22 protein-coding genes are annotated in these 24,313 nt (G+C 71.8%); 7 read left to right on the top strand and 15 right to left on the bottom strand.

Annotated features, from left to right (window positions below):
- Positions 1–3 precede the first annotated feature (3 nt).
- The 4 genes from FB382_RS02845 (at position 4) to FB382_RS02830 (ending at position 3,622) form a co-directional block, all read left to right on the top strand.
- Positions 4–1,440, top strand: a complete 1,437-nt coding sequence (locus tag FB382_RS02845; RefSeq protein WP_182536632.1) for an aldehyde dehydrogenase family protein — start codon at positions 4–6, stop codon at positions 1,438–1,440.
- Positions 1,437–2,312 carry an aldehyde dehydrogenase family protein gene (locus FB382_RS02840; RefSeq protein WP_182536630.1) on the top strand — a complete coding sequence of 292 codons (876 nt, stop codon included), beginning with the start codon at positions 1,437–1,439 and terminating at the stop codon, positions 2,310–2,312. The genes FB382_RS02845 and FB382_RS02840 overlap by 4 nt, the downstream gene beginning before the upstream one ends.
- An 88-nt stretch (positions 2,313–2,400) precedes the next feature.
- A complete protein-coding gene (locus FB382_RS02835) occupies positions 2,401–3,012 on the top strand; it encodes an ATP-binding protein (RefSeq protein WP_182536628.1) in 612 nt (203 codons plus the stop codon).
- 4 nt (positions 3,013–3,016) lie between these two features.
- On the top strand, positions 3,017–3,622 hold the full coding sequence (locus FB382_RS02830) for a hypothetical protein (RefSeq protein ID WP_182536626.1): 606 nt from the start codon (positions 3,017–3,019) through the stop codon (positions 3,620–3,622).
- Here FB382_RS02830 and FB382_RS02825 read toward each other — a convergent pair.
- Together FB382_RS02825 and FB382_RS02820 are read right to left on the bottom strand one after the other, a co-directional pair.
- A complete protein-coding gene (locus tag FB382_RS02825; protein WP_182536624.1) occupies positions 3,612–4,082 on the bottom strand; it encodes a DUF3592 domain-containing protein in 471 nt (156 codons plus the stop codon). The genes FB382_RS02830 and FB382_RS02825 overlap by 11 nt on opposite strands.
- Positions 4,079–5,185, bottom strand: a complete 1,107-nt coding sequence (locus FB382_RS02820; RefSeq protein WP_182536622.1) for an adenosine deaminase — start codon at positions 5,183–5,185, stop codon at positions 4,079–4,081. The genes FB382_RS02825 and FB382_RS02820 overlap by 4 nt, the downstream gene beginning before the upstream one ends.
- Before the next feature lie 53 nt (positions 5,186–5,238).
- Between FB382_RS02820 and FB382_RS02815 the strand changes: the two genes are divergently transcribed.
- Entirely contained in the window at positions 5,239–5,691 is a 453-nt protein-coding gene (locus FB382_RS02815) for a MaoC family dehydratase (protein WP_182536620.1), read from the top strand.
- Between the two features lie 65 nt (positions 5,692–5,756).
- Here the strand turns inward: FB382_RS02815 and FB382_RS02810 are convergent, their stop codons facing one another.
- The 11 genes from FB382_RS02810 to FB382_RS02760 form a co-directional block, all read right to left on the bottom strand.
- Positions 5,757–6,680: a sensor histidine kinase gene (locus tag FB382_RS02810; protein WP_182536618.1), complete on the bottom strand. Its 924-nt coding sequence runs from the start codon at positions 6,678–6,680 to the stop codon at positions 5,757–5,759.
- Entirely contained in the window at positions 6,677–7,537 is an 861-nt protein-coding gene (locus FB382_RS02805; protein WP_182536616.1) for an MEDS domain-containing protein, read from the bottom strand. The genes FB382_RS02810 and FB382_RS02805 overlap by 4 nt, the downstream gene beginning before the upstream one ends.
- Positions 7,538–7,603: 66 nt before the next feature.
- Positions 7,604–8,890 (bottom strand): thymidine phosphorylase, encoded by a 1,287-nt coding sequence (locus FB382_RS02800; protein WP_182536614.1) that lies wholly within the window; start codon positions 8,888–8,890, stop codon positions 7,604–7,606.
- A 20-nt stretch (positions 8,891–8,910) separates the two neighbouring features.
- Complete coding sequence (locus FB382_RS02795) at positions 8,911–9,321, bottom strand: cytidine deaminase (protein ID WP_182536612.1); 411 nt, start codon at positions 9,319–9,321, stop codon at positions 8,911–8,913.
- Positions 9,322–9,325: 4 nt separating this feature from the next.
- Entirely contained in the window at positions 9,326–10,660 is a 1,335-nt protein-coding gene (locus tag FB382_RS02790; protein WP_182536610.1) for an ABC transporter permease, read from the bottom strand.
- Positions 10,657–11,865 carry an ABC transporter permease gene (locus FB382_RS02785; protein WP_182536609.1) on the bottom strand — a complete coding sequence of 403 codons (1,209 nt, stop codon included), beginning with the start codon at positions 11,863–11,865 and terminating at the stop codon, positions 10,657–10,659. Before FB382_RS02785 ends, FB382_RS02790 begins: the two co-directional genes overlap by 4 nt.
- Positions 11,862–13,388, bottom strand: a complete 1,527-nt coding sequence (locus FB382_RS02780) for an ABC transporter ATP-binding protein (RefSeq protein WP_182536607.1) — start codon at positions 13,386–13,388, stop codon at positions 11,862–11,864. The genes FB382_RS02785 and FB382_RS02780 overlap by 4 nt, the downstream gene beginning before the upstream one ends.
- A 123-nt stretch (positions 13,389–13,511) precedes the next feature.
- On the bottom strand, positions 13,512–14,597 hold the full coding sequence (locus FB382_RS02775) for a BMP family lipoprotein (RefSeq protein ID WP_343055460.1): 1,086 nt from the start codon (positions 14,595–14,597) through the stop codon (positions 13,512–13,514).
- A 114-nt stretch (positions 14,598–14,711) separates the two neighbouring features.
- Positions 14,712–15,911, bottom strand: a complete 1,200-nt coding sequence (locus tag FB382_RS02770; RefSeq protein ID WP_182536602.1) for an amidohydrolase — start codon at positions 15,909–15,911, stop codon at positions 14,712–14,714.
- A 47-nt stretch (positions 15,912–15,958) separates the two neighbouring features.
- A complete protein-coding gene (locus tag FB382_RS22745; RefSeq protein WP_182536600.1) occupies positions 15,959–17,926 on the bottom strand; it encodes a right-handed parallel beta-helix repeat-containing protein in 1,968 nt (655 codons plus the stop codon).
- On the bottom strand, positions 17,923–19,197 hold the full coding sequence (locus FB382_RS02760) for a glycosyltransferase (RefSeq protein WP_182536598.1): 1,275 nt from the start codon (positions 19,195–19,197) through the stop codon (positions 17,923–17,925). Before FB382_RS02760 ends, FB382_RS22745 begins: the two co-directional genes overlap by 4 nt.
- 175 nt (positions 19,198–19,372) lie before the next feature.
- On the opposite strand from FB382_RS02760, the gene FB382_RS21965 reads away from it, so the two are divergent.
- On the top strand, positions 19,373–20,356 hold the full coding sequence (locus tag FB382_RS21965) for a right-handed parallel beta-helix repeat-containing protein (RefSeq protein ID WP_182536596.1): 984 nt from the start codon (positions 19,373–19,375) through the stop codon (positions 20,354–20,356).
- On the top strand, positions 20,340–21,164 hold the full coding sequence (locus tag FB382_RS02750; RefSeq protein ID WP_182536594.1) for a response regulator transcription factor: 825 nt from the start codon (positions 20,340–20,342) through the stop codon (positions 21,162–21,164). Before FB382_RS21965 ends, FB382_RS02750 begins: the two co-directional genes overlap by 17 nt.
- Here the strand turns inward: FB382_RS02750 and meaB are convergent.
- Both meaB and scpA read right to left on the bottom strand, forming a co-directional pair.
- A complete protein-coding gene (gene meaB / locus FB382_RS02745) occupies positions 21,137–22,132 on the bottom strand; it encodes a methylmalonyl Co-A mutase-associated GTPase MeaB (RefSeq protein ID WP_182536591.1) in 996 nt (331 codons plus the stop codon). The two genes, FB382_RS02750 and meaB, sit on opposite strands and share 28 nt — an antisense overlap.
- Positions 22,132–24,294: a methylmalonyl-CoA mutase gene (gene scpA / locus FB382_RS02740; RefSeq protein ID WP_246377417.1), complete on the bottom strand. Its 2,163-nt coding sequence runs from the start codon at positions 24,292–24,294 to the stop codon at positions 22,132–22,134. Before scpA ends, meaB begins: the two co-directional genes overlap by 1 nt.
- Positions 24,295–24,313 lie beyond the last annotated feature (19 nt).

The raw sequence follows: 24,313 nt of genomic DNA, 5'->3' as shown, positions 1-24,313 counted from the left end.
CCCATGAGCTCCCCCTTCGAGTACGCCCCCGCCCCCGAGTCGCGCTCCATCGTCGACATCAAGCCGTCCTACGGCCTGTTCATCAACGGTGAGTTCGTCGACGGCCACGGCAAGGCGTTCAAGACCATCAGCCCCTCGACCGAGGAGGTCCTCTCCGAGGTCGCCGAGGCCGACGAGGCCGACGTCGACGCCGCCGTCAAGGCCGCCCGCCGCGCCTACACCCGCGTCTGGTCCAAGATGCCCGGCCGTGAGCGCGCCAAGTACCTCTACCGGATCGCCCGGATCATCCAGGAGCGCGGCCGCGAGCTGGCCGTCCTGGAGTCGATCGACAACGGCAAGCCGATCAAGGAGTCCCGCGACGTCGACGTCCCGACCGTCGCCGCGCACTTCTTCTACTACGCCGGCTGGGCCGACAAGCTGGAGTACTCCGGCTTCGGCAACGGCAACCCCCAGCCCCTCGGCGTCGCCGGCCAGGTCATCCCGTGGAACTTCCCGCTGCTCATGCTCGCGTGGAAGATCGCCCCGGCGCTGGCGTGCGGCAACACCGTCGTCCTCAAGCCCGCTGAGACGACGCCGCTGACGGCGCTGCTCTTCGCCGAGATCTGCCAGCAGGCCGACCTGCCGCCGGGTGTCGTCAACATCGTCACCGGCGCGGGCGAGACCGGCCGGGCGCTGGTCTCCCACCCCGACGTGAACAAGGTCGCGTTCACCGGCTCCACCGATGTCGGCCGCGCGATCGCCAAGGCCGTCGCGGGCTCAGCCAAGAAGGTCACCCTCGAGCTCGGCGGCAAGGCCGCCAACATCGTGTTCGACGACGCCCCCATCGACCAGGCCGTCGAGGGCATCGTCAACGGCATCTTCTTCAACCAGGGCCACGTCTGCTGCGCGGGCTCGCGCCTGCTGGTCCAGGAGTCCGTGGCCGACGAGGTGCTCGAGCGCCTCAAGCGCCGGATGTCCACGCTGCGCGTGGGCGACCCGCTGGACAAGAACACCGACATCGGCGCGATCAACTCCGCCGAGCAGCTGGCCCGCATCCGCGAGCTCAGCGACATCGGTGAGGCCGAGGGCGCCGGCCGCTGGTCGCCCGCCTGCGACCTGCCGAGCAACGGCTTCTGGTTCCCGCCGACGCTGTTCACCGGCGTCACCCAGGCCCACCGGATCGCCCGCGAGGAGATCTTCGGCCCGGTCCTGTCCGTCCTGACCTTCCGCACGCCCTCCGAGGCGATCGAGAAGGCCAACAACACGCCGTACGGCCTGTCGGCCGGCGTGTGGACCGACAAGGGCTCGCTCATCCTGCACATGGCCAACCAGCTGCGCGCCGGCGTGGTGTGGGCCAACACGTTCAACAAGTTCGACCCGACCAGCCCCTTCGGCGGCTACAAGGAGTCGGGCTACGGCCGCGAGGGCGGCCGCCACGGTCTGGAGGCCTACCTCAAGTGAGCGACACTCGCATCGACGTCCGCAAGACGTACAAGCTCTACATCGGTGGCGCCTTCCCCCGCTCGGAGTCGGGCCACTCCTACGTCGTCAACGACACGAAGGGGACGTTCGTGGCCAACGCCGCCCTCGCCTCGCGCAAGGACGCCCGTGACGCCGTCATCGCCGCTCGCAAGGCGTTCGGCGGCTGGTCGGCGAAGACCGCCTACAACCGCGCGCAGATCCTCTACCGGATCGCCGAGGTCATGGAGGACCGCCGCCCGCAGTTCGTGGAGGCGCTCCGCCAGTCCGAGGGGCTCACCGCGGCCCGCGCGCAGAAGGCGCTCGACGAGGCCATCGACCGGCTCGTCTGGTACGCCGGCTGGGCCGACAAGATCACTCAGGTGGTCGGCGGCGCCAACCCGGTCGCCGGGCCGTTCTTCAACCTCTCGACGCCCGAGCCGACCGGTGTGGTGGCCGTCCTGGCCCCGCAGGAGTCCTCGCTCCTCGGCCTGATCAGCGTGGTGGCGCCCGCGATCGTCACGGGCAACACCGTGGTCGTCGTGTCGTCCTACGCGCGGCCGCTGCCCGCTGTCACGTTCTCCGAGGTGCTGGCCACCTCCGACGTGCCCGGCGGCGTGGTCAACATCCTGACCGGCTCCGCGGCGACCATCGCCCCGTGGCTGGCCTCGCACATGGACGTCAACGCCATCGACCTGACCGGCGTCGCCGGTGACGTCGAGCTCGCGACGGCGCTCGAGGTGGCCGCGGCCGACAACCTCAAGCGCGTGCGCCGTGCCCCCGCGGCCGAGCCCGACTGGTCGGTGGACCCGGGCATCGACGCGATGACGACCTTCCTGGAGACCAAGACGGTCTGGCACCCGATCGGCGTCTGACCGATCCACCCCGCACGACCGACGGCCCCGGCAGATCCTGCCGGGGCCGTCGTCGTGCCGGGGGTGCGGATTGGGGCAGAATGTCCCGGTGCGCGCCCGGGTGATCGTCCTCGCCGGCCCCTCCGGGGCCGGGAAGTCCCGTCTCGCTCACCGGATCGGCCTGCCGGTGCTGCGCCTCGACGACTTCTACAAGAGCGGCGACGACCCCACGCTCCCCCGCATCACCGAGGGCGCCAACGCCGGGCTCGTCGACTGGGACGTCCCGGAGTCCTGGCTGCCGGAGGACGCGATGGCCGCCATCACCGACCTGTGCCGCGACGGCGTCGCCGAGGTGCCGGTCTACGACATCGCCCACGACGGTCGCTGCGGCTGGCAGAAGCTCGACCTCGAGGGCCACGAGCTCTTCGTGGCCGAGGGGATCTTCGCCCAGGAGGTCGTCGGGCCCTGCCGCGACGCCGGGCTGCTCGCCGCGGCCTACTGCGTGCGCCAGCATCCCGTCGTCACGTTCTGGCGGCGGCTGACCCGCGACCTGCGCGAGCACCGCAAGCCGCCGCTGGTGCTGGTCCGCCGCGGCCTGGCGCTGCTGGCCGACCAGCGGCGGGTGGTGGCGGGTGCGGTCGAGCGTGGCTGCGTCGCCGTCACCCCCGACGAGGCCTACCACGCGCTGCGCGACCTCGCGGCGACCGACGTCCCCTGGTGACCCGGTGACCGACGCCGGCGCGGAGCTGTTCCGGGAGCGCCTGGCGCAGCCGGACCAGCGCTCGTGCGGCGCGTCCGTGCTGGTCGTGGCGCGGATGCTCCTCGACCCGGCGTACGCCGCGCTCGTGGCGACCGGCCGCCACCCCGGCACCGGCTTCGCGCTGCCGGGCACGGTGGCCAGCCGGTTCCGCTACGAGGTGCTCGGGATGCACGAGCGCGTGACCGGGATGGTGGACGCGGCCGGCCACCTCCAGCTGCCGTGGCCGCGCGCGATCGGGACGCCGCCGTGGGCGGTGGCCCACCAGCTCTCTGCCACGTCAGGGCCCGGCCACTCGGCCGTCCGCTACGAGGTCCACCAGGTCCGGACCTCCGGAGCCGAGGTGTACGACGACCTGGTCGCCGCCACCTCCGGCCACCGGCCGGCCGCGCTGTACGTCGGCAATGCCTGGCTGCCGCGGCACGTGGTGCTCGTCCTGGGCGAGGTCCAGGGACGGCTGCGCTGCTACGAGCCGGCCGCCGGGGCGCTCGTCGACGTGGACCGTGCTGCGTTCGCGACCCACCGGCTGGGGCTGGCCGGCTGGGACCAGGCGTGGTTGGTCGTCAGCCCGTGAACACCACGAGGGTCAGCACGCCCCATGCCGCCGGCAGGAGCAGGGCGAGGGCGAGCAGGACCCGCGCGATCGCGAACGACGTGAGGCCGGCGCCGTGGGCCTCACCCTCCACGTCGGCGAGCTCGACGCGCCGCGGCCGCCTCGGGTCGTAGCGGACCGTCACCTCGTCGTCGACCCGCGGGGTCGGCGGCTCGATGCCGGTGATGGTGTCGGTCTCGATCTCCTGGCCGTCCACGGTGAAGCGGACCTCGGTGAAGTAGATCGTCAGCGGCTCCCCCGCGACGGCGACGTCCTTGGGATGCACGGCGGTCACCACGGCCGTCGTCGCCACGGCCCGGTCCGCGAAGGCCGTCGCCGCCCGTCGCTGGAGGAAGCCCCGCACCACGAACCCGAGCCCCAGCACCAGCGCGACGACGGCGGCGGCCAGCGTGAGGTAACCGGGCCCGGGGTGGAGGGTCATGACGCCGACAACGCCGACAACGCCGCGTAGCCGGGCTTGACGACCTCGTCGATGATCGCGAGCCGTTCGTCGAAGGGCAGGAAGGCCGACTTCATGGCGTTGATGGTGAACCAGCGCAGGTCGTCCAGGGTGTAGCCGAACGCCTCGACCAGCGACCACATCTCGTCGGTCATCGAGGTCTGGCTCATCAGCCGGTTGTCGGTGTTGACGGTGACCCGGAAGCGCAGCCGCGTCAGCAGCCCGATCGGGTGCTCGGCGATCGAGGTCGCGGCGCCCGTCTGGATGTTGGAGGCGGGGCACATCTCGAGCGGGATCCGCTGGTCGCGGACGTAGGCGGCCAGCCGGCCCAGCTCGACGGTCCCGTCCTCGGCCACCTTGATGTCGTCGATGATCCGGACCCCGTGGCCGAGCCGGTCGGCGCCGCACCACTGGATCGCCTGCCAGATGGACGGCAGGCCGAAGGCCTCGCCGGCGTGGATGGTGAAGTGGGAGTTCTCGCGCTGGAGGTACTCGAAGGCGTCGAGGTGGCGGGTGGGAGGGAAGCCGGCCTCCGCGCCGGCGATGTCGAACCCGGCGACGCCGCGGTCGCGCCACGCCACGGCCAGCTCGGCGATCTCCATGGAGCGGGCCTGGTGGCGCATCGCGGTCAGCAGCTGGCGTACGACGATCCGGCCACCGGCTGCGGCCGTTCCCTCGTCGAAGCCCTGCTGCACGGCCGCCACGACCTCGTCGAGGGTCATCCCCTGCTCGACGTGCTGCTCGGGGGCGTAGCGCACCTCGGCGTACACCACCCCGTCGGCGACGAGGTCCTCGACGCACTCGCGGGCCACGCGGGTGATGGCCGGGCCGTTCTGCATGACCGCCACGGTGTGGTCGAAGGTCTCGAGGTAGCGCTCCAGGGAGCCCGAGTCGCTCGCCTCCTGGAACCACCGGCCCAGCGACTCCGCGTCATTCGCCGGGAGCTCGTGGCCGATCTCCGCGGCGAGCTCGAGGACCGTGGCGGGGCGTAGCCCTCCGTCGAGGTGGTCGTGCAGCAGCACCTTCGGCGCCCGCAGGACCTGGTCACGGGTGGGGACGGTAGGTTCCGTCGTGGAGGCGTTCATGGCCTCATCCTTCCATCGAGGCCCGCCTGCTGACCGAAAGAGACGGAGTCAACATGCGCGTGTTCACCACCCTGGACGAGGTCGCGGCCGCGACCGGCGAGGAGCTCGGCACCTCCGAGTGGGTGACGATCGACCAGGAGCGCGTCGACCAGTTCGCCGAGGCGACCGGTGACCACCAGTGGATCCACGTCGACGTGGAGCGCGCGAAGGACGGCCCGTTCGGCGGCACGATCGCCCACGGCTACCTCACCCTCTCGCTCGTCCCGTGGCTCGGCAGCACCGTCTTCTCCCTCGAGACCCCCGGCGCCAAGCTCAACTACGGCGTCAACAAGGTCCGCTTCCCCAACCCGGTCCGGGTCGGCTCGCGGATCCGCAGCACCATCACCGTCGGCGAGGTCACCGACCTGCCCGCCGGCAAGCAGCTCACCCTCAAGCACGTCATCGAGATCGACGGCGAGTCCAAGCCGGCGTGCGTCGCGGAGAGCGTCGTCCTGCTGCTGCCGTGAGGGTGTGGTGGTGACGCTCCACCATGTGAAGGTGTCGCAGCGTCACTTCTCATGGTGGAGCGGCGTCACCGTCGGGTGTGGAGCCGGACGTGGGTGCCGGAGCGGTCGTTGCCGACGTCGACGGCGGTGCACAGCTGCCGCGCCAGCCACAGCCCGTAGCCGTGGTCCGAGGGCTCGGCCGGTGGCAGCACGCCCGTGAGCGGGTCCAGCGGCCCCCGGCCGCCGTCGTGGACGTGGCAGACCCAGGTGGCTCCCTCGTCGTACATGTGCAGCCGGACGGGTGGTGCGCCGTGCAGCAGGGCGTTGGTCAGCACCTCGGTCACGGCCAGCGCCACGTCGTCGACCACAGTGGAATCGAGGCCGGCCGCAGTGCCACGCGCGTGGACCAGCCGTCGCGCAGCGGCGACGTCGGCGCGGGATGCGCAGTCGAGCGTGATGGCCCCCGGGGGCGGTGGGACGACCCTGGCCAGGTCGGCGAGCAGGTCACGCGGATCGTCGAAGCTGGCGTTGGGCTCCGGGCCGTCCATGGCGCGCACGGCGCCGTGGGTGCGCCAGCCGATCTCGAGCAGGTGGGGCGGGAGCGAGCCCGCGTCGTAGGGGCAGAGCAGGTCGACGTCGTGCTCGGCGAACACGACGTTGACGGCCGCCTCGAGCCGTCGGTAGTCGAGCAGCTCGGCCGGTGTCCGCTCGACCAGCGTCTGCTCGGCGATCACCGACGACCGGACGCCGGGCGCATCGGCCGCGAAGTCGATCAGGACGCGGTAGGCATTCCACTGGGGCGCATAGGCGACCGTGTCCTCGACGAACCTGACCTCATCGGCATCCCGACCCAGGACGGCCCGCAGCGCGTCGACGCGACGCGGGGGCGCCATGACCAGGCCCCGGTGCCCCTTGCCGAGCCCCTCGCGGAGGAACGCGCCGGCACCGGCGGCGTACTGCTGGGCGTCGCCGTAGAACAGGGACGTGTGCGTGGCGGGAGACGGGCTCATGACTCCAGCCTCAATCGGTCGTGGTGGAGTCCTGCGACGTCCAGGATGCGTCGGACGACGGCCGGGACACCGTGCAGCGCCAGCCACCCGGTCTCGGGCAGGCTCGCCGCGACCGAGCGCAGCCGGGACACGGTGCCGAGGTCGGCGAAGGCCAGTCCGTGCAGGTCGACGTGCATCCGGGGCATGACGGCCGCGCGCGACACGAGCACCCGGTGGAGCAGCTCGTGGTTGGAGATGTCGACCTCACCACTGATCCGGACGCCCCAGGGCTCGTCCACGGCCAGGAACCTGGCCAGCGGGCTCTCCGCCACCTCGGGGGCGAGGCCGGCGTGCTCACGCGTGAGCAGCTCCCGGTATTCCTCGTCGAGGGTGCCGGCGTCGTAGAGGCACACCGAGCTCACGCCCAGCTCGCGCTGCAGGCCCGTGCAGAGGCGCTCCCAGTTGAGGGCCTCCTCGGAGGACCCGAGCAGCGGAGCCAGGTCGTCCATCTCGGCGGCCACTCGCAGCCCCGGAAAGCCGTCCTTGCGGGCCTGGTCGGCCGCGGCCCGGAAGCCGTCCGCAACCGCGTCGAGGTCGTCGGGCCGACGGGTGCCGTAGGCGTCTGCGAACGAGAGGAGTCGGAGCTGCCCGGAGGCGACGGCGTCGCGGGCAGCCAGGTCCGGGAGAGCGTCGAGGAGCGCCTGGGCGCCGTCGTCGGTCGTGACGTAGAGCAGCTGGTCGCCGGCGGAGAGGCCGTGCCCGACGAACGTGGCGGCGATCCTGGTCAGCTCCCCGGGGTCGCGGTGGAAGGCGCACAGATGGGTCCCCGGCGGGAGGGCGCCCAAGGACGCGCTCGATCCGTCGTGCCCTTCGCTCATGCGCTCACTCTAGATCGCCGACCGGCGAAACGGGGCGATGAATGTGTGGCCCCGGTGTGCCCGCGGTCAGGCGATCCGGTCGATGACCAGCGGGCCCGGCGTGTACGTTGATCCGGCGGGCGAGATGTCGTAGCCGCCGTCGAGCGAGGCCAGGGCCCGCTCGAAGCGCTCCGGCTCGTCGGTGAGCAGCGTGAACAGCGGCGCGCCTTCGGTGACGTCGTCGCCGGGGCGCGCGTGCCAGATGACACCCGCACCGTCCTGCACGGCGTCGCCCGCCTTGGCGCGGCCGGCGCCGAGGCGCCAGGCGGCCATGCCGACGGCCATCGCGTCGAGACGGGTGAGCACCCCGGAGGCCGGCGCGGCCACGACGTGCGACTCGCGCGCGGTCGCCATCGGGGCGTCGGGGTCACCGTCCTGGGCGCGGATCATCGCCTTCCAGGAGTCCATGGCGCGGCCGGAGGCGAGCACCTCGGCCGGGTCGACGTCGGTCACGCCGGCACCGGCGAGCATCTCGCGGGCCAGGGCCAGGGTCAGCTCGACGACGTCGGCCGGGCCGCCACCGGCGAGGACCTCGACCGACTCGGCGACCTCGATCGCGTTGCCGGCGGTGTGGCCCAGCGGGGTGGACATGTCGGTGAGCAGCGCGACCGTGCGCAGCCCGGCGTCCTGGCCGAGCGAGACCATCGTCGAGGCCAGCTCGCGGGCCCGGTCGACGTCCTTCATGAAGGCGCCGGTCCCGACCTTGACGTCGAGCACCAGCGAGCCCGTGCCCTCGGCGATCTTCTTGGACATGATCGAGGAGGCGATCAGCGGGATCGCCTCGACGGTGCCGGTCACGTCACGCAGCGCGTAGAGCTTCTTGTCGGCCGGGGCGAGCCCGTCGCCGGCGGCACAGATGACCGCGCCTACCGACTCGAGCTGGGCGAACATCTCGTCGTTGCTCAGCAGCGCGCGCCAGCCCGGGATCGACTCGAGCTTGTCGAGGGTGCCACCGGTGTGGCCCAGGCCGCGGCCCGAGAGCTGCGGGACCGCCACGCCGCACGCGGCGACGAGTGGTGCCAGCGGCAGGGTGATCTTGTCCCCCACGCCGCCGGTGGAGTGCTTGTCGGCGGTCGGGCGGGACAGCGTGGAGAAGTCCATCCGCTCCCCCGACGCGATCATCGCGTCGGTCCAGCGCGAGATCTCGCGGCGGTTCATCCCGTTGAGCAGGATGGCCATCGCCAGCGCGGACATCTGCGCGTCGTCGACGGCACCGCGCGTGTAGGCGTCGATCACCCAGTCGATCTGGCTGTCGCTCAGCTCGGCCCGGTCACGCTTGGCCAGGATCACCTCGACGGCGTCGTGCTGCGGCATGGTTCCCTCTCGAAGGTGGTTCAGGTCAGGTCGTCGGGCCCGAACGCGTCGGGGAGGACCTCGTCCATCCGGCGCACGCCCGACACGGTCAGCAGCAGCAGGTCGCGCCCGCCCTGCTCGAACAGCAGCTGGCGGCAGCGGCCGCACGGCATGATCACGTCACCGGCGCCGTTGACGCACACGAAGTGCGTCAACCGCCCGCCGCCCGTTGCGTGCAGCTGCGAGACGACCCCGCACTCCGCACACAGCACGACGCCGTACGCCGCGTTCTCGACGTTGCAGCCGACCAGCAGGCGCCCGTCGTCGGCCAGCGCCGCGGCGCCGACGTGGAACTTGCTGTAGGGCGCGTAGGCGCGGGCGGCGACCACCACCGCCGCGGCCTTGAGCTCGTCCCAGTCGACGTCGCCGACGGCGGGCCCTGTGTCCGGCACGTCGTCAGCTCTTGGTGTAGGGCTCGCCGTCGGCGGCCGGCGGGCGGACCCGACCGACGAAACCGGCGACCGCGATGATCGTGGCGAGGTACGGGGAAGCGCGCAGCAGCTCCGGCGGCATCTTCCCGAGGAAGGCCAGCTGGCTCTGCAGGGTCCACATGAAGCCGAAGAACAGCGCGGACAGCGACGCCCACACGGGGTGCCAGCGGCCCATGATCACCGCGGCCAGCGCGATGAAGCCGTTGCCGGCCGAGGCGTCCTGGTCGAAGGACCCGGTCGAGCCGACGGTGAACCATGCGCCACCGAGGCCGGCGAACACGCCGCCCAGGAGGACGGCCTGCCAGCGCACCCGGTTGACCTTGATGCCGACGGTGTCGGCGGCCTTGGGGTGCTCGCCGACCGAGCGGACCCGCAGGCCCCACTTGGTCTGGAACATCAGCACGGTCACGAAGACGACCGAGACGTACATGATGTAGACGAGCAGCGTCTGGTTGAACAGCGTCGGACCGAGCACGGGGATCTTCGTCAGCGTCTCCGCGACCGGCGACAGGATCGGCATGTTGGCGTCCGGCATCGGCGCGAGGATCAGCGGCTCGTTGAGGTAGCCCTTGATCTTCGGGTCGTCGGGGATCTGGCTGAGGAGGAAGCTCGTCAGACCGGTCGCCAGCGCGATCAGCACGACGCCCAGCACGACCTGGTTGACGTGGTAGCGCATCGCGAAGACGGCCAGCAGCGAGGCGATGGCGACGCCGGCGAGGATGCCGCCGACCAGGCCCATCTCGGCGCTGTAGAACATGCTGGAGAAGACCGAGGCGAAGAAGGCGCCGGTGAGGAACTGGCCCTCGATGGCGATGTTGATGACGCCGGCGCGCTCGCACAGGCAGCCGGCCAGGGCGCCGAACACCAGGGGTGTGGCGAGCTTGACCGTGCCGGGCAGGGGGTTGGCGATGACCAGCGTCGTCTGGTCGGCATAGGACCAGACGATGAAGCCCACGAAGAAGGCGATGCCGACGAGGATCGAGATGACGGTCCCGAGGACCCCGCGCGGGATCCGGTTGACCGCGGCCAGCAGCAGCGCGATCACCGAGATGCCCAGGCAGCCCCACACGAGGTTGAGGCCGTTGAGCTCGGTGCCCCGGTCGTCGGCGGTGACCCGCTCACCGGTGATGTACTTGACCGTCGGGTCGTTGATGTCGAGCGCGAACCACAGCAGCAGCGCGGCCACGATCGCGAAGACCACGACGAGCTTGACCTGGCGCCGGACGTCGGCCCGGTCGCGGACGTCGACGACGTCGACCTCTCCCGGGCTGTCCTGCTCGGTCACGACTGCGGCGCTCATCCGCCCCATCCCTTCGCCATCACGGTCTTGTTGGAGTCGGTGTCCTTCATCCGCAGCATCCCCTGCACGAGGGCGGGAGCGGCGACGAAGAGGACGATCAGCGCCTGGAGCACCTGGGTGAGCTCCTTGGGCGTGGACGCGGCGCTGGCCTGCATGGCGACGCCGCCGACGCTCAGCGCGCCGAAGAGCAGGCCCGCGAGCACGGTGCCGAGCGGCGTGGCCCGGCCGAGCAGCGCGACCGTGATCGCGTCGAAGCCGATGGTGCCGGCCATCGTCGGGCTCAGCGAGTCGTGGTGACCCAGGATGCCCATGGTCGCGGCGAGGCCGGCGAGGCCACCCGCGATGACCATCGCGGTCGTGTAGACGGCCGGGACGTTCATGCCGGCGGTGCGCGAGGCGTCGGGGTTGGCGCCCACGGCGCGCATCTCGAAGCCGAGCGTCGAGCGGTTGAGCAACCACCACACCAGGCCGGCGGCGAGGAAGGCCACGATCACGCCGAGGTGCAGGTTGCCCACGGTCGGGAAGGTCGCGGAGTCGAAGACCGGCGGCGACTGGGTGTTGTCGCTGCCCGGGCGCTGGAAGGCGTTCTTGCCCAGGCAGTAGATCAGCAGGGCCGAGGCGAGGTAGTTGAGCATGATCGTGGTGATCACCTCGTGGGCGCCGGTGCGGGCCTTGAGGACACCCGCGATCGCGCCCCACAGGGCGCCGCCCGCGACGCCGGCGAGCAGCGCGACGAGCAGGTGGATGCCCGGCGGCAGGTGCCAGGTGAAGCCGACGTAGCCGGCCGCGAGGGCACCGAGCAGCAGCTGGCCCTGGGCGCCGATGTTGAACAGGCCGGCGCGGAAGGCCAGCGTGACGCCGAGGCCGGCGCAGATCAGCGGCGCCGAGCGGACCAGCGTGATGCCGATGGCGTGGCCGGAGCCGACCGAGCCGGTCAGCAGCGCCCAGTAGGAGTTGCCGACGGCCGAGCCCGCCTCGCGGAAGAAGTCCCACGGGTAGGAGAAGAAGTAGGGCAGCGACTTGATGACGGCCTCGTTGGAGAAGGCGATCAGCACCGCGCCGATCACCAGGGCCAGCGCGATCGCGGCGAGCGTCGTCCGGACCGAGGGCAGCCAGTCGGCGGCCGCCATCGGCGGCCGCTTGGCGGGCGCCTTCGGCTGCTCCGGGGCCTTCGCCGGCTCGGGGGTGGTCGTGTCGGTGCTCATGCGGAAACCTCCTCGGCCTCGGCCGGGCCGTGGGCGCCGGCCATCATCAGGCCGATGTCCTCGCGGGCGATGTCGGGGGTGACGGTGCCGACGATGCGGCCGTCGTACATCACCGCGATCCGGTCGGAGAGCGCGAAGATCTCGTCGAGCTCGGTCGACACGATGATCACGGCGGTCCCGTTGTCGCGCGCGGCGATGATGCGCTTGTGGATGAACTCGATCGAGCCCACGTCGACGCCACGCGTCGGCTGGGAGGCGATCAGGACCTTCAGCGGGCGGGAGAACTCCCGCGCCACGACGACCTTCTGCTGGTTGCCGCCGGACAGCGAGCTGACCGAGGACTCCATCGACTCCGTGCGGATGTCGAACTCCTCGATGCGCGCGGCCGCGTTGGCCTCGAGCGCGTCGAGCTTGAGGGCGAGCCCGCGGGAGAACTCGTCGTTGCGGTAGAGGTCGAGGACGAGGTTCTCGCGGACGCTGAACGCGCCGACGTAGCCGTCGTGCGAGCGGTCCTCGGGGATGTAGCCGATGCCGTCCTCGAGGCTCTCGCGCGGGCCGTGCTTGCGGATGTCCTTGCCCTCGAGGGTGATCTCGCCGGCGTCGGGCTTCATCAGGCCGAGCAGCGACTTGATCAGCTCGGTCTGGCCGTTGCCCTGGACCCCGGCGATGCCGAGGACCTCACCGGCGCGGGCCTCGAAGGAGACGTCCTTGACGACCTGCACGCCGCGGGGGTCGACGACGGTGACGTTCTTGACCTGGAAGACCGACTCGCCGGGCTCGGCGGCGGCCTTGTCGACGGTCAGCTTCACCGAGCGGCCGACCATCATCTCGGCGAGCTCGGCCTCGGAGGCGCTGGGGTCGGCGGTGCCGACGACCTTGCCGCGCCGGATCACGCTGATCCGGTCGCCGATCGCCTTGACCTCACGGAGCTTGTGGGTGATGAAGATGATCGAGGTGCCCTGCGCCTTGAGCTCGCGCATGATGCCCATCAGCTCGTCGATCTCCTGCGGCGTCAGCACCGCGGTCGGCTCGTCGAGGATCAGCACCTTCGCGTGGTTGGCCAGGGCCTTGATGATCTCGACGCGCTGCTGCACGCCGACCGGGATGTCCTCCACGAGGACGTCGGGGTCGACGGCGAGGCGGTAGGTCGAGGAGAGGTCCCGGACCAGCGAGGCGGCGGCCTTGCGGTTGAGGAACCCCAGGCCGCGCGTCTGCTCGCGGCCGAGCATGACGTTCTCGGCGACGGTGAAGACGGGGATCAGCATGAAGTGCTGGTGGACCATCCCGATGCCGGCGGCGATGGCGTCGCCCGGCGAGCTGAAGCTCACCGGCTCACCGTCGATCAGCAGCTCACCCTCGCTCGGCTCGAGGAGCCCGTAGAGCATGTTCATGAGGGTGGACTTGCCTGCGCCGTTCTCCCCGAGCAGGCAGTGGATCTCCCCCGGTTCGATCGTGAGGTCGATGTGGTCGTTCGCAGTGAAGGACCCGAACCTCTTCGTCAGCCCCCGGATCTCCAGCTTCATCGCTCTCCTTTGAACGGTGGTGGGGTGGCTCGCCACCCCGGTGTGCTCTCGCTGAGCCTAGACGCGGAAAGCCGGGTCGGTAACTTACCGACCCGGCTCTCAGCGTGTGTGATCGGGTGAGGGTCAGCCGACCTTCAGCGAACCGTCGATGATCTGCTGCTTGAGGTCATCGATCGCGCTCTTGGTGCTGTCGTCGATCAGCGAGTCGGCGTCGTGGTAGGGGGCCAGGCCCACACCACCGTTGGCCAGCGTGCCCACGAAGACCTCGTTGGAGAAGTTGCCGTCCACGGCGTCCTTGATGGCCTGCTCGACGGCGACGTCCATGCCCTTCATGACCGAGGTCAGCAGCACGTCGCAGTACTCGGCGGCCGAGACGCAGCCGTCGGTGTCGACCCAGATCGCGTGGATGCCCTTGTCCTTGGCGGCCTGGAGGCCACCGAGGCCGGCGGGACCGGCGACCGGGAAGATGATGTCAGCGCCCTGCTGGATCATGCCCTCGGCGACCGACTGGCCCTTGGACTTGTCGTCGAAGGTGTTCAGGAACGAGCCGTCCTTGCCGTTCCAGCCGAGCAGCTTGACGTCCGCGCCGTTGTCGGCGTTGTACTTCTCGATGCCCTGGCGGAAGCCCTCCATGAAGATGGAGACGGTGGGGATGTTGAGGCCACCGAAGGTGCCGACGATGCCGGACTCGGACTGCGACGCGGCGAGGTAGCCGGCCAGGAAGGAGGGCTCGGCGGTGTTGAACGTCAGGCCCTTGAGGTTCTTGGCGGGCTTGGCGTAGCCGTAGTCGACGATCGAGAAGTCGACCTTCGGGTTGGCCTTGGCGGCCGCCTCGGTGGCGTCACCGAGCAGGAAGCCGACGGTGGTGATGGAGTTGCAGCCCTGCTTGACCAGCGCGTCGATGTTGTCGGCGTACTCGGAGTCGGAGTTGGACTCGACCTGGGCGGTCTGCACGCCGAGGTCGGCCTTGGCGTCCGTCAGGCCCTTGAGCGAGGTCTGGTTGAACGACTTGTCGTCGAAGCCGCCCGAGTCGGAGACCTCGCAGGCCTTGAAGTCGGGGTGGCTCTCCGCCGGGGCGGAGCTGCTGGTCGACTCCGTCGGCGAAGCACTGGGGCTGTCGCTGGCGTTGTCCGACGGACGGCTGCCACAACCGGCAAGGACGAGTGCAGCGATGCCAACCATCGCGGCGGTGCGTGCCGTGTGCTTCACGGCGGCCTCCTGAAATGTGGGTGATGGTGCGTCAGCCGTTCCCGACGCACGCCGAGTCACCCTAATGGCCATGTTCGGGACACGTATGGGCAAAAGGTGACGAAACCCGAACCGTTACCTGTCAGTGACCAACGCATGGACGGCGGCGCCAGCCAGCACCTTCGCGCCGATGCCGGTGGCCCGCTCGTCGACGCGGAGGTTGCCCTGGTGGAGGTCGTACGACGGCCCGCCGGGCGTGCGGGTGCCGAGCCGGGCCATCGCCCCGGGCACCTGGTCGAGGTACCAGCCGAAGTCCTCGCCGCCCAGGCTCTGGTGGGCGATCACGTGGCCGTCCTCCCCCAGCACGTCGTGGACGGCCTGGGAGAAGACCTGGTGGGCGACCATCTCGTTGACCACCGGCGGGACGCCCTGCTGGTAGTCGACGTGCGCGACCACGCCGTAGGGGCGCACGATGTCGTGGACCAGCTCGCGGACCAGCGACTCGCACTCGGCCCAGACGACCGCGTCGAGGATCCGGACCGTGCCGGCGACGAGGCCGCGGTCGGGGATGACGTTGGCGGCCGCGCCGGCCGTGACGATGCCCCACACGAGGCTGACGCCCGAGCGGGGGTCGAGGCGGCGCGAGAGCATCGCCGGCAGCTCGGTGATGACCTTCGCCAGCGCGAAGGTCAGGTCACCGGTGAGGTGCGGCCGCGACGTGTGCCCGCCGGTCCCCTCGAGGCGCACCTCGAGGCGGTCGGCGGCGCTCGTGAGCGGGCCCAGCCGGAGACCGACCTGGCCGAGCTCGACGCCGGGGTCGCAGTGCAGGGCGAAGACGCGCTCCACGTCGTCGAGGGCGCCCAGGCTCATCAGGTGCAGGGCACCGCCGGGCATGACCTCCTCGGCGGGCTGGAAGAGCAGGCGCACCCGTCCGGGCAGCAGTCCCCGGGCGTGGACCTCGGACAACGCCAGCGCGGCCCCGACCAGGGCGGAGGTGTGCACGTCGTGGCCGCAGGCGTGGGCCACGCCCGGGACGGTGCTGCGCCAGGGGTCGTCGGTGGCGTCGTCGACCGGGAGGGCGTCGAGGTCGGCCCGGAGCGCGACCACGCGGGGACCCTCGCCGATCTCTGCGACGACTCCGGTCTGCGGGAGCCGGGACACCCGCCAGCCGGCCTCCTCGAGCCGGTCGGCCACGAGCGCGGTCGTGCGGGTCTCGGCCCAGGACAGCTCGGGGTGCGCGTGCAGGTCGCGGCGCAGCTCGACCAGCTCCGCGTCGTACTTCTCCACGACGGAGTCGATCAGGGCCGGAACGTTCACGGGGGCATCGGCAGGCATCACGGGAAGGTTAGTTGACGGTCGGGGCCACCACGCCCCGGTGTGTCTCAGGTGACCGCGTCCGCGAGCTCCCGGTCGGCGTCGACCGCTTCGGCGAGCCACTCCGACACCCGCGACGTGGGCAGCCGCAGGGCGCGCGCCACCTGGGCGGGCGAGTAGCCGGCCTCGGTGGCCGCCGCCACCGCGAACGCGCGGGCGTCGGCGAAGTGGCGGCCCGCGAGCACGCCGGGTCGGCTTTCGCCGGCGGCCGGTGCGGGCCGGGGGGCCGCCGGTCGAGGTGCCGGGGCCGGGATGTCCGGTCCGGCGCGAGCCGTGCCGCCCGAGGCGGCGTCGTACGACGCGATGGCGACCCGGCCCTGGGAGACCAGCGCGCGCTCGAAGAGCCGGCGCAGCTCGCCCTGCTGGCGCCGGCGGCGCAGCACGAAGGCGAGGCCGAGCAGGGGCAGGACCAGCACGCCGAGCATGGGGAGCGCGGCGGAGTGGGCCTCGGCCCACAGGAAGGCGGTGGGGCGGTAGGTCCACGAGCCGCCGGGCTGCTCGTCCATCGTCACGGTGGCGCCGTCGCGCCCGTCGACCGCGCCGGAGCCACGACCGTCGATGGTGTTGGCCCCGAGCACGATCTCGGCGTGCCGGCCAGACGCCCGCACGCCGTGCCCGGTGCCGACCGTGATGGCGTTGTCGTCCAGCGCGAGCGTGCTGTCGGTGACGTCGACGGCCACGGAGGCCCCGGTGACCGTGGAGCCGCTGAGCCGGGCGCCCCGGACACCCCCGGTGAGCACGAGGCCCGACCGCTCGCGGGAGTCGAGGGTGGAGTCGCGCACGTCGAGCCCGTTGGACGCGCCCTCGACGACCAGTGCGGAGCGGTCGCCCGTGAGCGTGCTGTCCTCCAGGCTGACGTGGTCCATCGACCGCACCAGGGCCGCTCCCCAGGCGTTGCCGGCCAGGCGCGCCCGGGTCACGCGCAGGCCGCCGTAGTTGCCGATCGCGTAGCCGGCGGAGTTCGGGCCGTCGGCGAGCGGGGAACCGTCCACGCGCAGGCCGTACTCCCCCGAGCGGTGCACCGTCAGCCCGACGAGGGTCACGTCGGAGGTGCCGTTGGAGACGCTGACCCCGTCCTCACCCGGCCGGGTCACCGTGACGCCCCGCAGCACGGCGGACGCCGAGCGGTTGGTGATCTCGACGCCGTGGCGCTCGGGTCGCACCACGTCGAGGTCGCGCACCACCACGTGGTGCGCCCCCGAGGCGTAGAAGCCCATGTGCACGTCGCCCGCGCGCACGTGCGTCACGCGACCGGAGGCCACGGTCTCGGCGGTCCCGGTCAGCGCGAGCCCGGACGTGCGTCCGCTCCAGAAGCCCAGGTGGTCCACGCGCACCCGGTCGACCTGCAGCGTGCCGTCCTTGACCAGCACGTAGGCGCGGCCGTCCGCGGTCTCGTCGTCGGCCGCCTTGGCGCGCGCGTCCCACCCCTCGACGGTGAGTGGAGCGCCGGGCTCCCCGGACAGCGCGATGGAGCCGCCCCACGCGACCAGGCTGGTGAAGCGGTCGTGGCCGCTGACCATCCGCAGCGTGGTCCCGGGCGCGTGCAGCACGAGGTGCGCGCCGCGGCGCGCGACGACCGGACGCACGAGCACCAGCCCGGTGGGCGAGGTGCGCACCATCGCGCCGCGGTCGACCAGGTCCTGCACGCCGTACGGCGCCCGCCGGGTGCCGAGCACGAGCGTCCCGTCGACCCAGCGCACGAGGTCCGTCCGGCCGACGCTGATCGCGCGGAGCCGGGCGTCCTCCCGGCCGAGCAGGTCGGCCTCGTGGCCGAGGTCGACCGGGGCGTCGACCCGGGGAGTCGAGGCGGCGGGAACCTTGTCGGGGGGCGCCATCTGCTGCCGCGCCAGCGCGATGGCGGCGGCGAGCGAGAGCAGCAGCGCGAGGGCGACGAACCGGATGACGTGGCGGACCCACCGCGGGACGGTGTCACCCCGCTCGTCGTGGGTGAACAGCACCGGCTCCTGCGCGGTCACGGGACGGCCACCGACTCCCCGACCTGCTCCTCGACCTGCTCCCCGACCGGCTCCCTCGACAGGCTGGCCTCGCTCTGGCCCTCGCCGCCGATGCTGTCGGCAGACCGGGTCAGCCAGCCCTGCCTGTTCATCGTGCAGAAGGCGTAGAGCTTGATCGGGCCGGCGATGAAGAGGACGACGAGCGTGATCAACGGCAGGATCCAGAGGTCCTCGGGCCGGCGCCACAGGTGGGAGAGGCCGCGGATGCCGCGGCCGACGAACAGCCAGACGACCGCGACCCCGAGCGCGGTCCAGTTGCTGCCCCAGTCGACGGCGACGACGACGTATGCGACGGCGAGCGTGCTGCTGACCGGGGTCAGCAGGATCTGCATGACGGTGATCTGCGAGATGATCGGGACCTTGAAGATCCAGCCGTTGCGGATCGCGGTGAGGTAGCAGCGGTAGGAGTTGCGGCTCCACCGCACGCGCTGCTTGACGAAGGCGCGGAACGTGTCGGGGAACATCGACAGCGCCCGGGCACTGTCCTGGTGGGCGACGCGGAAGCCCTGCGAGAGCACCAGCCACGTGAGCCGGCCGTCGTCCCCGGCCACGCACTCGCGGCCGAGGAAGACCTCGTGCTCGAGGTCCTCGATCCGGTCCTTGATCACCGACCAGCGGTAGGCGCTCGTGCGCCCGGACGCGCAGATGACGCCGCCGAAGCGGCCCATCGCCGGCGCGTAGTCGTAGTAGCGCAGGTCGATGATCCAGTCGGCGACGCGGCGCCAGATGCTGGTCTTGGGCAGGTAGACGTTCTGCCGGGTGCTGACGGCGCCGACCACGGGGTCCAGGAACGGCATCTGGATGGCGTCGTGCATCCCGTCGTCCCACACCGTGTCGGAGTCGACGAAGATCACCAGGTCGGTGTCGACCATCCGCATGCCACAGCCGAGCGCGGAGCGCTTGCCCCGGTGCCGGAACATCACCACCTCGACCCGCGGGTCGCCGATCGCCTCGATCCGCTCCTGAGCCTCGGTGTCGGCCACGTCGAGCACGATGATGACCCGCGAGGGGTCCTGCCGCAGCCAGGTGCCGAGGCAGCGCACGAGGACGGCGGGGTCCTCGTGGTACGACGGCACCACCACCGTGGTCGTGGTGCGGTAGTCGTTCACGGTGGGCCGGGCGGTCGCGGACAGGAGCTTGCGGACCAGCCAGAAGCCCCAGGAGACCATCCCGATGATGCCGAACGGCAGGAACCACGTCGGGTCCTCGGCGAGCGAGGGCACAGCATGCATCGCGCCCCAGCCCTCCCCTGTGGGGACCGACCACGGTCCCGAGCGGTTTTCGACCCCGAGCGCGGCGGGACGACCCGCGCCCCTCCAGGGGAGATCGTAGGGCGCGACAGGGGCAGCCTTCAGGATTTCAGCCAGATGCACGCGGACCGCGTCGTGGGCTGTGAGACTGCACCGCGTGCCCCGTCGCCGGCTAGTGGTGCCCCTCGCCCTGTTCCTCGGGGCCACGGCTGCCTGCTCCGCCGGGGACGCCACTCCGCCGTCGGCCGGGCCATCGGCCGTGCGGGGCTGTCCCTCCGGCGCCGAGGTCCTGTCCTCGGCCGAGGGGCTGCGCCGGGCGCTGGCCACGGCCGGTCCCGGCGACGCCTTCGCGCTGGCGCCCGGCCACTACGACGGGAACTTCGACGTCACCCGCTCCGGCACCGGGGCGTCCCCGATCCGCCTCTGCGGGACGCGCGACTCGGTGCTCGACGGTGGCGGCACGGACCACGGCTACACGCTGCACCTCGACGGGGCCTCGCACTGGGAGCTGCGCGGCTTCGCCGTGACCGGCGGCCAGAAGGGCGTGGTGCTGGACGGCTCGTCGGGCAACGTGCTCTCCGGGCTGCGCGTGACCGGTGTCGGCGACGAGGCCGTGCACCTGCGGTCCGGCAGCAGCGACAACCTGCTCGAGCGGTCGTTCATCGCCGACACCGGGCTGCGGGAGCCGGCGTACGGCGAGGGCATCTACGTCGGGTCCGCCGAGGGCAACTGGTGCGACGTGTCGGCGTGCGAGCCCGACCGGAGCGACGGCAACCGGCTGGTCGGCAACACCGTCACGCGCACCAGCGCGGAGGCGGTCGACGTCAAGGAGGGCACCACCGGCGGCACCCTGGCCGGCAACCGGCTGACCGGCCCCGGCGCGGACTCGGCGGTCGACCTGAAGGGCAACGGCTGGACGGTGCGCGGCAACCGGGTCGTGACCGGGCACGGTGACGCGGTCCAGGTCCACGTGGTGCTCGACGGCTGGGGCCGGGACAACCGGATCGTCGGCAATGAGATGACCGCACCGCGGTACGCCGTGTCCCTGGTCGGAGCGGCCCGGGACCATGGCAACGTCGTGGGGTGTGCACAGGTGGCCGGTGCCGCCGGAGGGGAGAACAGCAATGTCCGCTGTCGCTGAGCCGGGGGTCGTGCTGCCCGTCGCGGTCGTCATCGAGGACGAGCACGACGTCGCCCACCTGCTCGAGGTGATCCTGAGCCAGGCCGGCTTCCGGGTCGTGGTCACCCACGACGGGGACGCCGGGGTCGAGGCCGTGCGGACCTACCGGCCGCAGCTCACGACCGTCGACATCTCGCTGCCCGGCGTCGACGGTCTCGAGGCGACCCGCCGGATCCGGGAGTTCAGCAGCACCTACATCGTCATGGTCACCGGGCTGGCCGGCGAGGACGACATCATCGGCGGATTCGGCGCCGGCGCCGACGACTACGTCGCCAAGCCGTTCCGGCCCCGCGAGCTCCGCGCCCGCTTCATGGCCGGGCTGCGGCGGCCACCCGGACGACTCGGCACCGGCGCTCCTGAGCCGGAGCCGGAGCCCGCTCCGGCCACGGCGAACCCCTCCCCCGAGCCGGCCCCTCTCGCGGGCGTGCGCTTCACCGGCGAGTGGGTCGAGCTGCGCGGGCTGGCGCTCAACCCGCACCAGGGCCTGCTCACCGTCGACGGGCGGGCGCTCGAGCTGGACCGCCTCGAGTTCGACCTGCTCGAGATCCTGCTCTACTCCGGCGACCGGGCCCGCTCGTCCGGCGACCTCGCGATGAGCCTGCGCGGCGAGACCTACCTCGACTCCAGCCAGGTGGCCGAGCACGACCGGCGGCTCGTCACCCACGCGATGGCCAGCCTGGTCGCGCGGCTGGCCGACAACCGGCCCGACCCACGGTGGATCGAGCAGCTGCCCGGCGGCGCCTACCGGCTGGTGCCGCCGGTGTCGTAGGCCGCGAGGATCCGGTCGGCGGCGACCGTGGCGGGCAGCTCCCCCGCCAGGACGCCGTCGCGCACCTCGTCGCGGATCGCGCGCACACCCGGGGAGTCGCGGAGCCGCTGGGCGAGCTCGTCGCGGACCAGCGCCCAGGTGAACTCCAGCTGCTGGCGGGCCCGCTTGTCGTGCAGCCCCTCGGCCCCGAGGTGCTCGCGGTGCGCGATGACGCGCTCCCAGAGGTCGTCCACCCCGACGTCGTTGAGCCCGGAGCAGGTGACGACCGGTGGCGCCCACTCCCCCTTGCCGCGCACGAGACGCAGCGCGCCGGCCAGCTCGCGGGCCGCGGCGCGGGCCTCCTGCTCGCGGTCACCGTCCGCCTTGTTGACCGCGATCACGTCGGCGAGCTCGAGGATGCCCTTCTTGATGCCCTGGAGCTGGTCGCCGGTGCGCGCGAGGGTGAGGAAGAGGAACGTGTCGACCATCCCGGCGACGGTGACCTCGGACTGGCCGACGCCGACGGTCTCGACCAGCACCACGTCGTACGACGCCGCCTCGAGGACCGTCATCGCCTGCACGGTCGCGCGGGCGACGCCGCCGAGGGTGCCGGCCGACGGCGACGGCCTGATGAAGGCGTTCGGGTCGGCGGCGAGCCGAGCCATCCGGGTCTTGTCGCCGAGCACGGAGCCGCCGGTGCGCACGCTGGACGGGTCGACCGCGAGCACGCCGACCCGGTGCCCGGCGGCGGTCAGCCGCGAGCCGAGCGCCTCGATGAACGTCGACTTCCCGACGCCGGGCACGCCGGAGATCCCGACCCGCACGACGTCCCGCGACGTCGCGGCGGTGCTCAGCTCGGTGAGCAGCGCGCGTGCCTGCTCCCGGTGCTTCGCGCTCGAGGACTCCACGAGCGTGATCGCCTGGGACACGGCGGCGCGCCGCCCCGCCCGGATGCCCTCGACGAGGCCGGCGACCTTGTCGTCAGTCATCAGTGACGGAGCTGCTCCCGCAGCTTGGCCAGGAGGTCGAGCGCGGACTCGGCGATGACCGTGCCGGGCAGGAAGACCGCGGCCGCACCCATCTCCTGCAGCGTCGGGACGTCGTCGGGCGGGATCACGCCACCGATCACGACCATGATGTCGGGACGGCCCTGCTCCTCCAGCGCCGCCTTCAGCGCGGGGAGCAGCGTGAGGTGGCCCGCGGCGAGCGAGGAGACACCGACGATGTGGACGTCGGCGTCGACCGCCTGCTGCGCGACCTCCTCGGGCGTGGAGAACAGCGGGCCCACGTCGACGTCGAAGCCCATGTCGGCGAAGGCGGAGACCACGACCTTCTGGCCGCGGTCGTGGCCGTCCTGGCCCATCTTGGCGACCAGGATGCGCGGCCGGCGGCCCTCGGCCTCGGCGAACTCGTCGGTGGCGTCGAGGACCTGCTGCACCAGCGTGCTGCCCGCGGATCCCGCCTCGTCCCTGAACACGCCGCTGATCGTACGGATCGTGGCCTGGTGGCGGCCGTAGACCTTCTCCAGCGCGTCGGAGATCTCACCGACGGTGGCCTTCGCACGGGCCGCGTCGACGGCCAGGGCGAGCAGGTTGCCGTCGAGGGACGCCCCGGTGGTCGAGCCTGTCGAGACCGCGCCGCGGTCGGCGGAGTTGGTCAACGCCTCCAGCGCGCGGCGGACGTCGTCGTCGTTGCGCTCGGCCCGCAGCCGCTCGAGCTTGGCGACCTGCTGGCGGTAGACGTCGTCGTTGTCGACCTTGAGGACCTCGAGCTTGTCCTCGGCGGCGAGCCGGTAGGTGTTGACGCCGATGACCTTCTGCGTGCCGGAGTCGATCCGGGCCTGGGTGCGGGCCGCGGCCTCCTCGATGCGCATCTTGGGGATGCCCTGCTCGATCGCCTTGGCCATGCCGCCGGCCTGCTCGGCCTCCTGGATGTGGGCCCAGGCACGCTCGGCGAGGTCGTGGGTCAGGCGCTCGACGTAGTAGGAGCCGGCCCACGGGTCGATCGTCCCGGTGGTGCCGCTCTCCTGCTGGAGCATGAGCTGGGTGTTGCGGGCGATCCGCGCCGAGAAGTCGGTCGGCAGCGCGATCGCCTCGTCGAGGGCGTTGGTGTGCAGCGACTGGGTGTGGCCCTGGGTCGCGGCCATCGCCTCGATCGCGGTGCGGCCCACGTTGTTGAAGACGTCCTGGGCCGTCAGCGACCAGCCCGAGGTCTGGCTGTGGGTGCGCAGGCTGAGCGACTTGGGGTTCTGCGGCTCGAAGTCGCGCACCAGCCGGGCCCACAGGGCGCGAGCGGCGCGCATCTTGGCGACCTCCATGAAGAAGTTCATGCCGATCGCCCAGAAGAACGACAGCCGCGGCGCGAACTGGTCGATCGTCATGCCGGTGTCCAGGCCCGCGCGGATGTACTCGACGCCGTCGGCCAGCGTGTAGGCCAGCTCCAGGTCGGCCGTGGCTCCGGCCTCCTGGATGTGGTAGCCGGAGATCGAGATGGAGTTGAAGCGCGGCATCTTCGCGGCGGTGTAGCTGAAGATGTCGGAGATGATCCGCATCGACGGCGCCGGCGGGTAGATGTAGGTGTTGCGGACCATGAACTCCTTGAGGATGTCGTTCTGGATCGTCCCCGCGAGCTGTTCCGGCTTCACCCCCTGCTCCTCGGCCGCCGCGATGTAGAGCGCCAGCACGGGCAGGACCGCGCCGTTCATGGTCATCGACACCGACATCTCGTCGAGCGGGATGCCGTCGAAGAGGGTGCGGGTGTCGTAGATCGAGTCGATCGCCACGCCGGCCATGCCGACGTCGCCGCGGACCCGCGGGTGGTCGGAGTCGTAGCCGCGGTGGGTCGCGAGGTCGAAGGCGACGCTCAGGCCCTTCTGGCCGGCCGCGAGGTTGCGCCGGTAGAACGCGTTGGACTCCTCGGCGGTGCTGAAGCCGGCGTACTGGCGGATCGTCCAGGGCTGCGTGGTGTACATCGTCGGGTAGGGCCCGCGCAGGAACGGGCTCAGGCCCGGGAAGGTGTCCAGGGCGTCCAGGCCCTCGAGGTGCTCGGGGCCGTAGACCGGGAGGATGTCGATCCCCTCCGGGCTCGTCCACGCCTGCCCACTGCCATCGTTGGTTGAGGAAGGCGCGCCAGCGCCTGTCTCGAAACCCAGGGGCAGTCCGCTGAAGCTC

The organism is Nocardioides ginsengisegetis (assembly GCF_014138045.1).
Taxonomy (GTDB): domain Bacteria; phylum Actinomycetota; class Actinomycetes; order Propionibacteriales; family Nocardioidaceae; genus Nocardioides; species Nocardioides ginsengisegetis.
Note: the sequence above shows the minus strand (reverse complement) of the source record. Positions and strands in the feature narration are given on the sequence as shown.

Bases quoted from the DNA above. Each gene is read 5' to 3' on its own strand.
- FB382_RS02780 (WP_182536607.1), bottom strand. From the start codon at position 13,388: ATGAAGCTGGAGATCCGGGGGCTGACGAAGAGGTTCGGGTCCTTCACT.
- FB382_RS02790 (WP_182536610.1), bottom strand. From the start codon at position 10,660: ATGAGCGCCGCAGTCGTGACCGAGCAGGACAGCCCGGGAGAGGTCGAC.
- FB382_RS02810 (WP_182536618.1), bottom strand. From the start codon at position 6,680: ATGAGCCCGTCTCCCGCCACGCACACGTCCCTGTTCTACGGCGACGCC.
- meaB (WP_182536591.1), bottom strand. From the start codon at position 22,132: ATGACTGACGACAAGGTCGCCGGCCTCGTCGAGGGCATCCGGGCGGGG.
- FB382_RS02750 (WP_182536594.1), top strand. From the start codon at position 20,340: ATGTCCGCTGTCGCTGAGCCGGGGGTCGTGCTGCCCGTCGCGGTCGTC.
- FB382_RS02845 (WP_182536632.1), top strand. From the start codon at position 4: ATGAGCTCCCCCTTCGAGTACGCCCCCGCCCCCGAGTCGCGCTCCATC.
- FB382_RS02770 (WP_182536602.1), bottom strand. From the start codon at position 15,911: ATGCCTGCCGATGCCCCCGTGAACGTTCCGGCCCTGATCGACTCCGTC.
- FB382_RS02760 (WP_182536598.1), bottom strand. From the start codon at position 19,197: ATGCATGCTGTGCCCTCGCTCGCCGAGGACCCGACGTGGTTCCTGCCG.
- FB382_RS02805 (WP_182536616.1), bottom strand. From the start codon at position 7,537: ATGAGCGAAGGGCACGACGGATCGAGCGCGTCCTTGGGCGCCCTCCCG.
- FB382_RS02825 (WP_182536624.1), bottom strand. From the start codon at position 4,082: ATGACCCTCCACCCCGGGCCCGGTTACCTCACGCTGGCCGCCGCCGTC.
- FB382_RS02800 (WP_182536614.1), bottom strand. From the start codon at position 8,890: ATGCCGCAGCACGACGCCGTCGAGGTGATCCTGGCCAAGCGTGACCGG.
- FB382_RS02785 (WP_182536609.1), bottom strand. From the start codon at position 11,865: ATGAGCACCGACACGACCACCCCCGAGCCGGCGAAGGCCCCGGAGCAG.
- FB382_RS02815 (WP_182536620.1), top strand. From the start codon at position 5,239: ATGCGCGTGTTCACCACCCTGGACGAGGTCGCGGCCGCGACCGGCGAG.
- FB382_RS02820 (WP_182536622.1), bottom strand. From the start codon at position 5,185: ATGAACGCCTCCACGACGGAACCTACCGTCCCCACCCGTGACCAGGTC.